Below are 15,826 nucleotides of genomic sequence, written 5' to 3'. Positions count from 1 at the left end.
ACGGTCGCCTTCAACGAGCACGCGACGGACGCCTTCCGGCGACACCACGAATACCTGACCGACAATGCTTTTGACGATGGCAACAACACTGCTCATTGAAGACTCTCCGGGTGTCACGTTCAGTTGACTTCCATGGACCTGATGGCATGGGCGCCGATTCAGTCTGGACGTACTTTAAAAAATTGCGAAACAAGATTGACGCATGCATTCGTCAATAATTTGGCTATATTCTTTCGCTATTAACTTTATGCCAAACTATTGACCTTATGGGTGCCATCCTAAACAATCGCCCCACTAATGTCACATTGATATTTCCGCGGCGACCTGTCCTTCAGCGTGTGATCCAGTTCCTATTTTGAACTTTCCGACATACGGTCAATCCGGTTGCCATCATCCGACGCAGCAGCACGTTTTGCTGTGATTCAAGACAAGAAGTTCTGGGAAATCTTTACCATGCGTTTGCACTTGTTCAAGGCTCTACCCTTCGCCCTTGCCGCCTCTTTCGTACAAGCACAATCCCTACCAGAAGCCATGCAGCAGGCCATGGATGTCCATCCGGAAATCCAGGCAGGGGTCAACAGTCGATTGGCCGCGGATTATCAGTTAAGAGCAGCAAAAGGTGGATACCTGCCCAAGGTCGATCTGCTGGGTGGTTATGGCCGTGAAGGCACCGACAACGTGACCACTCGCGCCAACGGCGGCGGCAATCACTGGGAAACCCTGAACCGGGGCGAGTCAAGTTTACGTCTGTCGCAAATGGTTTTTGACGGTTTTGCGACGTCCAGCGAAGTCGGGCGTCAACAAGCCACCGTTAACTCCCGCGCCTACTCGCTGCTCGGCACTTCCGAGCGCACCGGTCTGACCGTCGCTCAGGTGTATCTGGACGTGCTGACCCGCCGTGAATTCGTGCGCTTGGCCGATGAAAACCTCAAGAGCCACCAGCGCATTTACGACCAGATCCAGTTGCGCACCCAGCGCGGTGTCGGCAGCGGTGCTGACCTTGATCAAGCCGAAGCGCGGATGGCTCAGGCCCGCAACAACCTGATCACCGAGCAGACCAATCTTGCCGACTCGGAAACCAACTACCTCAGCGCCGTTGGCCAGATGCCTGATCAACTGGAGCGTCCGGCACCGTTCATGGCGATGATGCCGGCCAACCTCAACGAAGCGCGTACGCAGATGGTGGAAAACAGCCCGATCCTGCGCTCGGCCGAGTCCGACATCGCTGCTGCCGAGAAGCAGTACGAAACCGCCAAGTCGACCTTCTACCCACGCTTCGACGCCGAACTGGGCCGCACCGCCGACAACGATCTCGACGGCCAGAACGGTCACAACAACGAATGGCAGGCCATGCTGCGCATGCGCTTCAACCTGTATTCGGGTGGCAGCAACAAGGCTGATCTGGAATCCAAGTCCTACCTGTCGAACCAGGCGCTGGATATCCGCAACAACGCCCTGCGCCAGTTGAACGAAGAACTGGGCCTGGCCTGGAACGCCCTGAATAACGCGAATGCGCAAGTGCCAATCGCTCAGCAATACGTTGATCACAGCACCGCCGTGCGTACCGCTTACCAGCGTCAGTTCAGCCTCGGCGAACGTACCCTGCTCGATTTGCTCGACAGCGAAAACGAGTTGTTCACCGCTTCGCGTCGTCTGGCTGAAATCAAAAACATTCAGTTATTTACTCAGTACCGAATCAAGGCGACCATGGGCGAGTTGCTCAGAAGCCAAGGAGTGGTCGCACCGTTGGCATCCGTTGTGCAAAACGACGTGAAGCCCAAGGTTCAACTGCCTGGGATGAATTGAGTTATCCCTTTTCAACAGTTAAAGAGTGCCGAGCGTGGAATCAGAAGTCAGTCGAGTTCATCTCAGTCATGATCCGCGCGCGTTGCACGACGATCCCTTACTGGATGGTCTGCTCGCTCTTTGCATGCTGCATCAGAAACCTGCCAGCGCGGCCATGCTCACCACCGGTCTGCCGCTGCCCAAGCAACGCCTGAGTGTCGAACTGCTGCCACGCGCAGCGGCTCGCGCCGGGCTGCAAGGTCGAGTGCTGCAACGCAAACTGGAAGAGATTCCGGCGATTGCGATGCCGGCGCTGTTGCTGCTCAAGGATGACCGTAGCGCTGTCCTGCTGGGCTGGGAGGGTGAAGACCAGGTTCGCGTGCTGCTCAGCGAGACCGATGGTGGCGAATCATTGGTCAGCCGCGAGCTGCTGGCCGACGATTACACCGGCAAAGTGTTCTTCGCCCAACCCCAACACAAATTCGACGTCAACCACGGCACGCTGATTCCGCGTGCACGCTCGTGGTTCCGCGACACCCTCAAGCGCTCGCGCTGGCTGTACGCCGATGCGATTGCCGCGAGTTTCCTGATCAACATCATTGCGATGGCCGCGCCGTTGTTCGTGATGAACGTCTACGACCGCGTGGTGCCGAACCAGGCCGAAGCGACCCTGTGGGTGCTGGCTCTCGGCATTACCGGTGCGTACATTTTCGACCTGATCCTCAAGAGCCTGCGCAGTCTGTGCCTGGATCTGGCCGGCAAGAAAACCGACCTGATCATCTCCGCGACGCTATTCGAACGCATCGTTGGCATGTCGATGAAATATCGCCCGGCGCGAGTCGGCAGCTTTGCGCAGAACATTCATGAGTTCCAGAGCCTGCGCGACTTCCTCGCCTCGCTGACCCTGACCAGTCTGATCGACCTGCCGTTCACCATTCTGATCTTCATCGTGATCGCCATTCTCGGCGGACATCTGGTGTGGATTCCGGTGCTGGCGTTCCCGATTGCCCTGCTGATCGGCTATGCCTTGCAGAAACCGCTGGTGGCGACCATGGAGCGAACCATGGCCCTTGGCGCCGAGCGTCAGTCGAGCCTGATCGAAACCCTCGCCGGCCTCGATGCGGTCAAGGTCAACAACGCTGAAAGCGAACGCCAGTATCAGTGGGAACAGACCATCGGCACCCTCAGCCGCCTCGAACTGCGGGTGAAAATGCTCTCCGGTCTGGCGATGAACATCACCTTGCTGATCCAGCAACTGGCCGGGGTGATCATGATCGTCTTCGGCGTCTACCAGATCATCGACGGTCACCTGAGCATGGGCGGGCTGATCGCCTGCTACATGCTCAGTGGCCGAGCACTCAGCCCGCTGGCGTCGCTGTCCGGTCTGCTGACCCGTTATCAGCAGGCGCGAGTGACCATGACCTCGGTCGACCATATGATGGAGCTGCCGCAGGAACGCAATTTCGAAGAGCGCCCGTTGAGCCGCAAGGTTCTGCAAGGTGCCATCGAGTGCCGTCAGATGAACTTCACCTATCCGGATCAGCAAAACCCGGCGCTGAAGAACATCAATCTGGTGATCCGTCCCGGCGAGAAAATCGGCATCATCGGCCGCAGTGGTTCCGGCAAGAGTTCGCTGGCGAAACTGCTGGTCGGCCTGTATCAGCCGGACGATGGTGCGTTGCTGGTGGACGGTGTCGACATCCGCCAGATCGACGTCAGCGAACTGCGCTACAACATCGGCTACGTGCCGCAAGACATTCAATTACTCGCAGGCACCCTGCGCGACAACCTGGTGTCCGGCGCCCGCTATGTAGAAGACGAACTGGTGTTGCAGGCCGCTGAACTGGCCGGCGTCCACGAATTCGCTCGTCTGCATCCGCAAGGTTACGAACTGCAAGTCGGCGAGCGCGGACAGAACCTGTCCGGCGGCCAGCGGCAGAACGTCGCTCTGGCTCGGGCACTGCTGCTCAATCCGCCGATCCTGCTGCTCGATGAACCGACCAGTGCCATGGACAACACCGGCGAAGAACGCCTCAAACAACGCCTCGCCGCAGTCGTTGAAAACAAGACCGTGGTGCTGGTTACGCACCGGGCTTCGCTGTTGTCGCTGGTGGATCGCCTGCTGGTGATCGACCGCGGGCAGATTCTCGCCGATGGCCCGAAAGCCGCGGTGATGGAAGCGTTGAAGAAGGGGCAGATCAGTGTTGCTTAAGTCGGGTTTCAAGGATTCGATCCGTCGCTACTTCAAGGGCTCGGCTTCGTTGCAGGGCCAGCCGCTGCCGGAGGTCAACAAAGCGCTGATCGAGGATGCGCCGCGCGTGGTGCGCCTGACGATCTGGGCGATCATCGGTTTCTTCGTGTTCCTCATGTTGTGGGCGAATTTCGCCGTTATCGATGAAGTGACCAAGGGCGACGGCAAGGCGATTCCGTCGTCGAAGATCCAGAAAATCCAGAACCTTGAGGGCGGCATCGTCTCCGAACTGTTCGCCAAGGAAGGGCAGATCGTCGAGGCCGGCGCGCCGCTGATTCGTCTGGACGACACGCGATTTGCTTCCAACGTCGGTGAAACCGAGGCTGACAGACTGTCGATGGTGCTGCGAGTCGAGCGCCTGAGCGCCGAGGTCGATGACCGTCCGCTGAACTTCCCCGACGACGTGCTCAAGGCTGTGCCGGGGCAAGCCAAAAGCGAAGAGTCGTTGTACGTCAGCCGTCGCCAGCAACTGCACGATGAAATCGGCGGTTTGCAGGAACAGTTGATCCAGCGCCAGCAAGAGCTGCGCGAATTCAGCTCCAAGCAGACGCAATACCGCCAGCAACTGGGTTTGCAGCGCCAGGAAATCAACATGTCCGAGCCGTTGGTGGCGCAGGGCGCGGTATCGCCAGTGGAAGTGTTGCGCCTCAAGCGTGCCGAAGTCGAAACCCGTGGTCAGCTTGACGCGACGACGCTGGCAATCCCGCGTGCCGAGTCGGCGATCAAGGAAGTGCAGCGCAAGATCGACGAGACTCGCGGCAAATTCCGCAGTGAAGCGCTGACCCAACTCAATGAAGCTCGCACCGATCTGAACAAGGCCCAGGCCACCGGCAAGGCGCTGGAGGACCGGGTCAGCCGTACGCTGGTTACCTCGCCGGTACGCGGCATCGTCAACAAGTTGCTGGTCAACACCATCGGTGGCGTGATCCAGCCGGGCGTCGATCTGGTGGAAATCGTGCCGCTGGACGACACCTTGCTGGTCGAAGCGAAGATCCGCCCGCAGGACATCGCGTTCCTGCACCCGGGGCAGGAAGCGACGGTGAAATTCACCGCGTATGACTACACCATTTATGGTGGCCTCAAGGGCAAGCTTGAGCAGATCGGTGCCGACACCATCACCGACGAAGACAAGAAAACCACCTACTACATCATCAAGGTGCGCACCGAGCGCAGTCACTTGGGCACTGATGAAAAGCCGCTGCTGATCATCCCGGGGATGGTGGCGTCGGTGGATATCATCACCGGCAAGAAATCGGTGCTGAGCTATCTGCTGAAGCCGATCATCCGTGCGCGGGCCGAGGCGTTGCACGAGCGCTAGATTTTCGTGGCGTTGCTGGCCTCATCGCTGGCAAGCCAGCTCCCACAGGGTTCTCTGCTGGAACGCATATATGTTGTCCGACACAAAAACCTGTGGGAGCTGGCTTGCCAGCGATGGCGTCAATGAAATCGCCGCATAACGCTCAGAAGTGACACAAACCGTCACTCACCAACCAGTCCATTCCTCACCATTCGCCATATCGTTATTCTCTAACGGTATTTAATTTCCAATTCTTATAGCTATAAAGTCACTCCCCTGCGTACCTGCCGACCAATCGGCGCGCCGCACGACCTGAACCAACACGCAATCCAGCGTGAGTTTCTGATCGACGCGCGCCTATGAGCGTGCCGTGCGTGGGAGTTATCTGAATGTCTGCAGCTACTGCTACCCCAAGCGCCGCGACTGTCGCGCCGCAATACTTCGACGTCCGCCCGTTCAGCGGCGCGGTCGGTGCCGAAATCATCGGCCTGGACCTGACCCGTCCGATCAATGATCAAGACTTCTCGCGCATTCATCGTGCGCACCTGGATCACCACGTTGTGGTGTTCCGCGACCAACAAATCACCCCGCAACAACAGATCGACTTCAGCCGCCGTTTCGGTGTGTTGCAGATCCATGTGCTCAAGCAGTTCCTGCTGGCCAATCACCCGGAAATCCTCATCGTTTCCAACATCGTCGAGAACGGGCAGAACATCGGCCTGGGCGATGCCGGCAAGTTCTGGCACTCCGATCTTTCCTATAAAGAACTACCGAGTCTGGGCTCGATGTTGCACGCGCAGGAACTGCCATCCGAGGGTGGCGACACGCTGTTCGCTGACATGCATAAAGCCTGGGACAACTTGCCCGAAGCACTGCGTAAAGCCATCGACGGTCGCTCGGCGGCGCATTCCTACACGGCGCGTTACAGCGAAACCAAATTCGAAGGCAACTGGCGCCCGACCCTGACCCCGGAACAATTGGCTCAGGTCGCCGAAGTGGTGCACCCCATCGTCCGGACCCATCCGGAAAACGCTCGCAAGGCGTTGTTCGTCAGCGAAGGTTTCACCACGCGCATCGTGGATCTGCCGGAAGACGAGAGCAAACAGCTGCTCGACGAGCTCTACGCCCACAGCGTGCTGCCGCAAAACATCTATCGCCACCAATGGCAGGCTCACGACCTGGTGTTCTGGGACAACCGCTCGCTGATTCATCTTGCCGCCGGTTGCCCAAGCTATCTGCGCCGCAAGCTGTTCCGCACGACCATTCAGGGCGACGCGCCTTTCTGATTTGCCGGAGATTCGATCATGTCCAAACGTCTTCCATTTGCACCGCTGGCCGCCGCCATTGGCCTCGGTTTCAGCCTGATCGCCGGCAGTCTGGTCGCGCCGAGCGTGGCCCACGCCGAAGGTGAAATCCGCATCGCCGAGCAGTTCGGCATTGTTTATCTGCTGCTCAATGTCGTGCGCGATCAAAACCTGATCGAGAAGTACGGCAAGCAGGAAGGCATCGATATCAAAGTCGACTGGACGCAGCTGTCGGGCGGCGCAGCGGTCAACGATGCGCTGCTCTCCGGCTCGATCGACATTGCCGGTGCGGGCGTCGGGCCGTTGCTGACCATCTGGGATCGCACCCACGGCAAGCAGAACGTCAAAGCCGTGGCCTCGCTCGGCAACTTCCCGTATTACTTGCTGAGCAATAATCCGAACGTCAAAACCATCGCCGACTTCACCGAGAAGGATCGCATCGCGGTGCCAGCGGTGGGGGTTTCGGTGCAGTCGCGTTTCCTGCAATACGCGGCCGCCAAGCAGTGGGGTGACAAGGAATTCAACCGCCTCGATAAATACACCATTGCCGTCCCGCACCCAGACGCGACCGCCGCGTTGATCGCAGGTGGCACCGAGCTGAGCGGGCACTTTTCCAACCCGCCATTCCAGGATCAGGCGCTGGAGAATCCGAACGTCCATGTCGTGCTCAATTCCTATGACGTACTCGGCCCGAACTCGCCAACCGTGCTGTTCGCCACCGAGAAATTCCGCAACGACAACCCGAAAACCTACAAAGCCTTTGTCGAAGCGCTGACCGAAGCCGCGCAATTTGCACAGAACGATAAAGGCGCTGCCGCCGACACTTACATCCGCGTGACCAAAGCCAAGATCGACCGCGCTACGCTGCTGAAAATCATCGACAACCCGCAGTTCGAATTCAGCGTCACGCCAAAAAATACTTATCCACTGGCCGAGTTCCTCTACCGCGTCGGCGCGATCAAGAACAAACCTGAATCGTGGAAGGATTACTTCTTCCAGGACGCCAAACCGCTGCAAGGGAGCTGATCGAGATGAACGCCCCTTTGCAAGGCCACGCGGCCAGCAACCTGATCGCCAACACGCAAGCGCTGCTGGCGGTCGACAACGTCAGCCTCGAATACCGCACGCCACAACGGGTGGTGCGTGCCACGCATCAGGTCAGTTTCGAGATCGATCCGGCGGATCGCTTTGTATTGCTCGGGCCGTCCGGTTGCGGCAAATCGACCTTGCTCAAAGCGGTCGCCGGGTTCATTGCGCCGTGCGAAGGCGAGATCCGTTTGCAGGGCCAGCGTGTTGATGCGCCGGGGCCGGACCGGATTGTGGTGTTTCAGGAGTTCGATCAACTGCCACCGTGGAAAACCGTCAAACAGAACGTGATGTTTCCGCTGTTGGCATCGCGCACGTTGAAGAAAAAGCAGGCTGAAGAGCGGGCGCTGCACTATCTGGAAAAAGTCGGTCTGGCAGCGTTTGCCGATGCCTATCCGCACACCTTGTCCGGTGGCATGAAGGCGCGCGTGGCGATTGCCCGGGCGCTGGCGATGCAACCGAAAATCCTCCTGATGGACGAGCCGTTCGCCGCACTGGATGCGCTGACCCGACGCAAGATGCAGGAAGAGTTGCTGCTGCTCTGGGAAGAGGTGCGCTTCACGCTGCTGTTCGTCACGCACTCGATTGAAGAAGCGCTGGTGGTCGGTAATCGCATCCTGTTGCTGTCGCCACATCCGGGGCGGGTGCGGGCGGAAGTGCACAGCCATCAATACGATCTGCAAAGCCTTGGCGGCGTCGCGTTTCAGGAATCGGCGCGACGCATCCATCGTTTGTTGTTCGACGAAGGCCAGTCGCCGGAAACCGAACGTGAACATGACTTCAACGATATTCGCATCGCTTATTGAGCGGCCAGGAGGATTGCCCGATGAGCCATTCATCATCCGTACGACAAGAGTTTGAAACCGTTCTAGAGCCGCTGACCAGTGTGCCGGTCGAGCGTGAACTGCCGCTCGGTCAGCGGTTGTGGCAACAGGGCTGGCTGCGTAAAAGCCTGATTCTGATTTTGCTCGCGGTGCTTTGGGAAATCGTTGCCCGGGTGCAGAACAACGATTTGTTGCTGCCGAGTTTTTTGCAGACCAGCCATGCGTTGTATGACGGTCTGCTTAGCGGCGAGTTGTTGAGCAAGGTGTGGATATCTTTGGTGGTGCTGCTCAAGGGTTATCTGATCGGCATCGTGTTGGCGTTTGGTTTGACGACGCTGGCGGTCTCGACCCAGTTTGGCCGGGATCTGCTGAGCACGCTGACCTCGATGTTCAACCCACTGCCAGCGATTGCCTTGCTACCGCTAGCGCTGCTGTGGTTCGGGCTGGGGCAGAACAGCCTGATTTTTGTGTTGGTGCATTCGGTGTTGTGGGCGTTGGCGCTGAACACCTATGCAGGGTTTCTCGGTGTTTCGGAAACCCTGCGCATGGCCGGGCGCAACTATGGTTTGAAGGGCATGCGCTTTGTGTTGTTCATCCTGATTCCGGCGGCGCTGCCGTCGATTCTTGCCGGGCTGAAAATCGGTTGGGCCTTCGCCTGGCGCACGTTGATCGCCGCTGAACTGGTATTCGGTGCTACCAGCGGCAAGGGTGGGCTCGGCTGGTACATCTTCCAGAATCGCAATGAGCTGTACACCGACAAGGTGTTTGCCGGGTTAGCGGTGGTGATCCTGATCGGTTTGCTGGTGGAGAATCTGGTCTTCGACACGCTGGAGCGGGTGACGGTGCAACGCTGGGGCATGCAACGCTGATCTGTGGGACGTCCAATGGCGTCATCGCGAGCAGGCTCACTCCTACACTGGATTTCTGTCGTTCGCAAAATTAGTGCTCGCTGAAGATTTCTGTAGGAGTGAGCCTGCTCGCGATGAGGCCCGACCAGCCAGCGCCAAGCCCCCGGAATGTTTGCTAGTATTGCGCACAGATCAATCCAGATCCGCCATGAGTGCTCAGCATGCAACTCCCGGACATGAATCTTCTGGTGGCCCTCGACGCTTTGCTCGACGAAGGCAGCGTGGTCGGCGCCGCACGGCGGATGAACCTCAGCCCGGCAGCCATGAGCCGCACCCTGACGCGAATTCGTGAAGCCATCGGCGATCCGATTCTGGTGCGCGCCGGTCGCGGGCTGGTGCCGACCCCCAAAGCATTGGAGTTGCGCGAGCAGGTTCGCGATGTCGTCGAACAGGCTGCGCTGCTGTTTCGCTCGGCAGACGCTGTCGAACTGAGCACTTTGCGCCGGCGCTTCAGCATTCGCGCCAACGACTTCTTCATTGGTGTGTACGGCGGCAAACTGTTCGATACCCTCGACCAACAGGCACCGCACTGCGAATTGCGCTTTGTCCCGGAAGGCGACGGCGACGATGAGGCGCTGCGCGAAGGGCGGATCGATCTGAGCGTCAGCAATACCCGGCCGGTCACCCCGGAAGTCAAAGTGCAGAATCTGTTCTCCACCCATTTTGTTGGCTTGGTGCGCGAGGATCATCCGTTGCTGGATGGCGAAATCACTGCCGAGCGCTACGCCGGGTTTTCGCATATCAGCATGTCGCGCCGTGGCATCGCACGCGGGCCGATTGATACGGCATTGAATGCGCTGGGGCTGGAGCGGCGAGTAGCGGTGATTGCGCCAAGTTTCCATGCGGCGATGTTTGCGCTGCCGGACTCGGATCTGATCCTGCCTGTCCCGAAGGAGGCGCTGCTGAGTGTGCGCCGATTGGGGCTGAAGCTGCGCTCGTTCGACCTGCCGATCCCGTTGCCGACCTTGATGCTGACCCAAGCCTGGCACCCGCGTTTCGACAAAGACCCGGCGCACCGCTGGCTGCGTGAAACCCTCAAGACTTGCTGCGACGAAACCTGGCTCGCGGCCCAGCCCTAACCTTTACGGGTACCATCAACCCCTGTGGGAGCGGGCTTGCCCGCGATGGGGCCCGGTAGCCACAACATTTCAGCGTCAGACCCACCGCTATCGCGGGCAAGCCCGCTCCCACAAGGATCGTATTACTGCGCGAAACGCACTTATAAACTGCCAATAAGTCAATTTTCGTCAGCACTAAGCCTTACTAAAATGCTCCGGTATTTTTCCCTCCGGAGTTTGTATCCATGACATCCCTGACGGTCCCGGCGCCACTTGCCGCCGCCAGTCCGACGGCGGCCGCGCCCCCGCTATTCGGGGCGCGGATCATCATCGGTCTGGTCGGTGTGCTGCTGGCGGTGCTGGTGTCCGGTCTCAACGAGATGGTGACCAAAGTTGCCCTCGCCGATATTCGTGGCGCGCTGGGCATCGGTTACGACGAAGGTACCTGGCTGGTCGCCAGTTACACCGCCACTTCAGTTGCGGCCATGGCATTCGCGCCGTGGTGCTCGGTGACCTTCTCGCTGCGCCGTTTCACCCTGGTCGCGATCAGCTTGTTTACCTTGCTCGGCGTGCTGTGTCCGTTCGCTCCGAATTACGAAAGCCTGCTGCTGATGCGCACCTTGCAAGGTCTGGCCGGTGGCGCGCTGCCACCGATGCTGATGACCGTCGCCCTGCGTTTTCTGCCGGCCAATTTCAAACTCTATGGCCTCGCCGGCTACGCACTCACTGCCACATTCGGCCCGGGCCTTGGCACGCCGCTGGCCGGGATGTGGACCGAATTCGTCGGCTGGCAATGGACGTTCTGGCAGATCATCGTCCCGTGCCTGATCGCCATGCTGATGGTGGGTTATGGCATTCCTCAAGATCCGCTGCGCCTGGAACGCCTGAAGTCGTTCAACTGGAAAGGTTTGCTGCTGGGATTCCCCGCGATCTGCATGCTGGTGATCGGCCTGTTGCAGGGCAATCGGCTGGACTGGTTCGAATCGAGTCTGATCTGCGCGTTGCTCGGCGCCGGCTCACTGTTGCTGGTGGCGTTTCTGATCAACGAATGGTCGCAACCGATTCCATTCTTCAAGTTGCAGATGCTCGGCATCCGCAACCTGTCATTCGCGCTGCTGACCCTGGCCGGTGTACTGGTAGTGCTGCTGGCGGTGGTGGTGATTCCGTCGAGTTATCTGGCGCAGGTGCAGGGTTATCGGCCGGTGCAGACCGCGCCGATCATGCTGCTGGCAGCGTTGCCGCAGTTGATTGCGCTGCCGCTGGTGGCGGCGTTGTGCAACCTGCGTTGGGTCGATTGTCGCTGGGTTCTGGGCATTGGCTTGAGCATGTTGGCGCTGTCGTGTCTGGGCGGCTCGCAACTGACCTCGGCGTGGATTCGCGATGATTTCTACGTGCTGCAGTGGTTGCAGATTTTCGGTCAGCCGATGGCGGTGCTGCCGTTGCTGATGCTGTCGACCGGCAGCATCACGCCGCTGGACGGGCCGTTCGCCTCGGCCTGGTTCAACACCGTGAAAGGCCTGGCTGCGGTGGTCGCCACGGGTGTGATCGAGGCGCTGACCACCGCGCGCCTGCACTTTCACTCGACCATGTTGGTGGATCGCCTGGGCAACTCGCCGCTGGCTGCCAGTGACGATCCGGGGCTTGCCCATCGCCTGCACGAACAAGCCGTGGTGCTGACTTCTTCCGATCTTTATCTGTGCATGGCCGGCGTCGCGGTGACGTTGATCCTGCTGATTTTCTGGCTGCCGACGCGGATCTATCCGCCCCGTGCGCCGACCTGATTGCTTCACTGAAACAGAAGGTTTTTATGACGACTCAAGCAAAGCAAAAACTCGCGGTGGCTGTGGCAGCCGCGCTGGCTGTCGGCGTGCTGTTGTATCTGGCGGTGCCGGGGCTGTTCGGCAAACGTACCGAACAGAAAACCAACGACGCGTTTGTCTCCGCCGATTTCACGTTGGTGGTGCCGCGTGTGGCCGGGTTCATCAAGCAAGTGCTGGTGGAAGACAACCAGCAAGTGAAGGCCGGGCAGTTGCTGGCGCTGATTGATGATCGCGATTTGCGCGCCGCCGCCGAAGCGGCCGATGCGCAAACGCTGGTTGCCCGCGCGCAACTGCAAAACGCCAAAGCGACGCTGGAGCGCCAGACCTCGGTAATCGCTCAGGCGCAGGCTTCAGTGGTCTCGGCCAAGGCGGAAATGGCTTTCGCCCAGCAGGAACTGAACCGCTACAACCATTTGGCGGGCGTCGGTGCCGGCACGGTGCAGAGTGCGCAGCAGGCACGCACGCGCATTGATCAGGCCTCTGCGCGGCTCGACACCGCCAGCGCAAAACTGGCGGCGGAGCGCAAGCAAGTGGAAATCCTCACGGCCCAGCGTGACGCGGCCGAAGGAGGGTTGAAACACGCGCAAGCGGCGTTGGAAATGGCCAGTTTCGAGCTGTCCTACACGCGGATCACCGCGCCGCAGGACGGCATGGTCGGCGAGCGTGCGGTGCGGGTTGGTGCGTACGTGACGCCGGGCAGCAAGTTGCTGGCGGTGGTGCCGTTGAAACAGGCGTATGTGGTTGCCAATTTTCAGGAAACTCAACTCACCGACGTGCAACCGGGTCAGGACGTGCAAGTGCGTGTCGACAGTCTCGGCGGTGAACTGCTCAACGGTCGCGTCGAAAGCATTGCACCGGCTACCGGCGTGACGTTCGCGGCGGTGAAACCGGACAACGCCACGGGTAATTTCACCAAGGTCGTGCAGCGGATTCCGGTGAAAATTCTGCTGGAACCGGGCCAGCCACTGGCCGAGCGGTTGCGCGTTGGTATGTCGGTGGAGGCGAGTATCGATACCCGCAGTTCGGCGACCTCGGTGCGTGAGGTGACTCAGCGATGATTTTTGTTGAATCAGCCGACGCTATCGCTGGCAAGCCAGCTCCCACAGGATTTTTGCAGGTTGCCAAAAATCTGTATCCCATACAGAGATCCCTGTGGGAGCTGGCTTGCCAGCGATGGGGCCATTGGCAGCAACTCACCCTCAGTGCCTTGCTCACAGTAAGCCTGAGCGCCTGCACCATCGGCCCCGATTTCCAGAAACCCCAAGCCACTCAAATCGCCGACTGGTCAAAACCAGCAAAATCCGCCCCCAGCCAAGCTGTCAGCGAACATCTGAACGAACGCTGGTGGGAAGTCTTCAACGACCGCCAACTCTCCGCCCTGACCCAGCGCGCCGTGCAAGACAACCTCGACCTGCAACTCGCCAGCAGCCGTCTGCAACAAAGCCGCGCCGCTCGCCAGGTGATCACCGCCGAGCGTTACCCGAATACCGCAGCCACCGGCAGCTACGGGCGTGAGCGCAACAGCGGCAAAGGCCTGAGCGATCCGTCGGGGCATAACGGCAACTCGGCGTTCAATCTGTGGGACGCCGGTTTTTCTGCCTCGTGGGAGCTGGATTTCTTTGGTCGCGTGCGCCGGGAAACCGAAGCCGCCGATGCCAGTCTCGAAGTCGCGGAGAATGACCGTCGCGGCGTGCTGCTGGCGGTCCTCGCCGACACTGCGCAGAACTACATCCAGTTGCGCGGTGTGCAGAACACCCGGGCGGTGACCGAGCAGAACCTTGACGTCGCTCGCCACAGCCTCAAGCTCTCGCAGCTGCGTCTGGCCGACGGGGTGGCGACTGATCTGGACGTCGCCGAAGCTGCCGCGCAAGTCGCCGCCATCGAATCGCGCTTACCGGCGCTGGAACAGCGTCAGGCACAACTGATCAATGCGATCAGTCTGTTGATGGGCGAACCGCCGCAAGCCTTGGCCAAAGAGTTATCCACAGACGCGCCAGTGCCGCAGTCGCCGCTCGAAGTCGCTATCGGCCTGCCGTCGCAATTGGCCGAACGCCGCCCGGACATCCGTCAGGCCGAGGCTCGACTGCATGCCGCCACCGCGAACATTGGTGTGGCGAAGGGCGATTTCTATCCACGCATCACCCTGTCCGGCAACCTCGGCTCACAAGCCATGCAGCTCAGCGATTTCGGTTCCTGGGGCTCGCGAGCGTTCGGCATCGGCCCACAATTCAGCCTGCCGTTGTTTGACGGCGGCCGCCTGCGCGGCATGCTGCAACTGCGTGAGGCCCAGCAACAGGAAGCGGCGATCGGTTATCAACAAACCGTGCTGCGCGCCTGGCACGAAATCGACGACCAACTCACCGCCTACAACGCCAGCCAACGCCGCCGCGACAGCCTTGCCGAAGCCGTGCGCCAAAACCAGATCGCCCTGCGCACCGCGCAACAGCAATACGTCGAAGGCGTCGTCGACTTCGTCAACGTCCTCACAGTGCAAGGTGCGTTGTTGGCCACTCAGGAACAATGGGTCGAAAGCTCGACCGGGGTTTCGCTGGCGATGGTGGGTTTGTACAAGGCGTTGGGTGGGGGATGGGAGTCGGTGTATCCGGCGGGGGAGATGGTTCGGCGTTGAAGGTGGCACAAAGGATATGCGATCGCGCCAATTTGATAGGCGATGGAACCTGCTGAGCCTTCAGTCAGATGGACTTTTCAGGTTGAGTTGAACCTTAGTGGCTCAGCCTGCGAAATTTTCGATTTTGACTTGTCCATCGGGAAATGTAGCGATGATTTCAAGCTCGCCGCCCATCGCACGAATGTAATTACGTAGCGTGCTGATGTACATGTCAGTACGGCGCTCCATTTTCGAAATGGCCGCTTGATTGACATGCAACATTTCGGCAAGCGTCGCCTGACTCAGGGCTTTGGCTTGTCGCAGTTCGTTGAGTGGCATTTCTTTTATGTGTTGTTGATAGATCGATTCGGCGCGCGCCCGGGATTCGGGTGTCATGCGCGCTTCGAGTTCGGCGAATTTCTTAGCCATTGTTACAACCCTCTTTGCGCAATGTTTCGAGATGCTCAACGTACAGTTGGTCGGCGAGTGGGACGTTGACTTCATACCAGCGATCCTGACCGGTTTTGTCTCCACCGATCAACAGCAACGCGCAGCGTCTCGGATCAAACGCATAGAGTATGCGGTACGGTCGCCCGGCATGCTGCACTCGCAGTTCTCGTAAATGACCATGCCGTGCTCCATTAATCGCGCTGCTGTGTGGAAAGCGAAGACCCGGACCGAATTGACCCAGCAGTTTTACGCTTGCAGCCACAGAGCTCTGCTCGTTTTCAGTCAGATCTTCCCACCAGCTACCGAACTCGTCGGTGTATTCGATATCCCAATTCATGGGGATCGAATATGAGCGTTATGGAATATTCCATCAAGGTTATATTTTCGATGGGTTGACCATAGCTCTTCGAGTGGTTTGCAGCAAGAGCAGCGGCC

General features: G+C 59.3%; 13 protein-coding genes. 11 read left to right on the top strand and 2 right to left on the bottom strand.

The window, feature by feature from the left end; genetic code table 11:
• Nucleotides 1-453 precede the first annotated feature (453 nt).
• The 11 genes from ACTWLJ_RS06240 to ACTWLJ_RS06190 all read left to right on the top strand — a co-directional run bounded on the left by ACTWLJ_RS06240 (nt 454) and on the right by ACTWLJ_RS06190 (nt 14,962).
• Complete coding sequence (locus ACTWLJ_RS06240; protein WP_445180248.1) at nt 454-1,806, top strand: TolC family outer membrane protein; 1,353 nt, start codon at nt 454-456, stop codon at nt 1,804-1,806.
• Between the two features lie 34 nt (nt 1,807-1,840).
• Nucleotides 1,841-3,997: a type I secretion system permease/ATPase gene (locus tag ACTWLJ_RS06235; RefSeq protein WP_445180247.1), complete on the top strand. Its 2,157-nt coding sequence runs from the start codon at nt 1,841-1,843 to the stop codon at nt 3,995-3,997.
• A complete protein-coding gene (locus ACTWLJ_RS06230) occupies nt 3,987-5,354 on the top strand; it encodes an HlyD family type I secretion periplasmic adaptor subunit (protein WP_445180246.1) in 1,368 nt (455 codons plus the stop codon). The genes ACTWLJ_RS06235 and ACTWLJ_RS06230 overlap by 11 nt, the downstream gene beginning before the upstream one ends.
• 368 nt (nt 5,355-5,722) lie before the next feature.
• On the top strand, nt 5,723-6,619 hold the full coding sequence (locus ACTWLJ_RS06225; RefSeq protein WP_445180245.1) for a TauD/TfdA dioxygenase family protein: 897 nt from the start codon (nt 5,723-5,725) through the stop codon (nt 6,617-6,619).
• Between the two features lie 18 nt (nt 6,620-6,637).
• Nucleotides 6,638-7,663 (top strand): ABC transporter substrate-binding protein, encoded by a 1,026-nt coding sequence (locus ACTWLJ_RS06220; protein WP_445180244.1) that lies wholly within the window; start codon nt 6,638-6,640, stop codon nt 7,661-7,663.
• A 5-nt stretch (nt 7,664-7,668) separates the two neighbouring features.
• Nucleotides 7,669-8,529, top strand: a complete 861-nt coding sequence (locus ACTWLJ_RS06215) for an ABC transporter ATP-binding protein (RefSeq protein ID WP_401210751.1) — start codon at nt 7,669-7,671, stop codon at nt 8,527-8,529.
• 20 nt (nt 8,530-8,549) lie between these two features.
• On the top strand, nt 8,550-9,416 hold the full coding sequence (locus ACTWLJ_RS06210; RefSeq protein ID WP_445180243.1) for an ABC transporter permease: 867 nt from the start codon (nt 8,550-8,552) through the stop codon (nt 9,414-9,416).
• Nucleotides 9,417-9,616: 200 nt separating this feature from the next.
• Nucleotides 9,617-10,534 carry a LysR family transcriptional regulator gene (locus ACTWLJ_RS06205; RefSeq protein ID WP_401210756.1) on the top strand — a complete coding sequence of 306 codons (918 nt, stop codon included), beginning with the start codon at nt 9,617-9,619 and terminating at the stop codon, nt 10,532-10,534.
• Between the two features lie 224 nt (nt 10,535-10,758).
• Nucleotides 10,759-12,294, top strand: coding sequence for an MFS transporter (locus tag ACTWLJ_RS06200; protein WP_445180242.1), 1,536 nt, complete (start codon nt 10,759-10,761; stop codon nt 12,292-12,294).
• 26 nt (nt 12,295-12,320) lie between these two features.
• Nucleotides 12,321-13,391, top strand: a complete 1,071-nt coding sequence (locus tag ACTWLJ_RS06195; RefSeq protein WP_445180241.1) for an HlyD family secretion protein — start codon at nt 12,321-12,323, stop codon at nt 13,389-13,391.
• Nucleotides 13,388-14,962, top strand: coding sequence for an efflux transporter outer membrane subunit (locus ACTWLJ_RS06190; RefSeq protein ID WP_445180240.1), 1,575 nt, complete (start codon nt 13,388-13,390; stop codon nt 14,960-14,962). The genes ACTWLJ_RS06195 and ACTWLJ_RS06190 overlap by 4 nt, the downstream gene beginning before the upstream one ends.
• 102 nt (nt 14,963-15,064) lie before the next feature.
• On the opposite strand, the gene ACTWLJ_RS06185 is transcribed toward ACTWLJ_RS06190, so the two are convergent.
• A complete protein-coding gene (locus tag ACTWLJ_RS06185; protein WP_445180239.1) occupies nt 15,065-15,370 on the bottom strand; it encodes an XRE family transcriptional regulator in 306 nt (101 codons plus the stop codon).
• Nucleotides 15,363-15,728 carry a type II toxin-antitoxin system RelE/ParE family toxin gene (locus ACTWLJ_RS06180; protein ID WP_445180238.1) on the bottom strand — a complete coding sequence of 122 codons (366 nt, stop codon included), beginning with the start codon at nt 15,726-15,728 and terminating at the stop codon, nt 15,363-15,365. The genes ACTWLJ_RS06185 and ACTWLJ_RS06180 overlap by 8 nt, the downstream gene beginning before the upstream one ends.
• Between the last annotated feature and the right edge of the window lie 98 nt (nt 15,729-15,826).

It is taken from the genome of Pseudomonas sp. McL0111 (assembly GCF_052567255.1).
The sequence above is the reverse complement of the archived record's forward strand: the minus strand, read 5'-3'. Positions and strand labels throughout refer to the sequence as shown.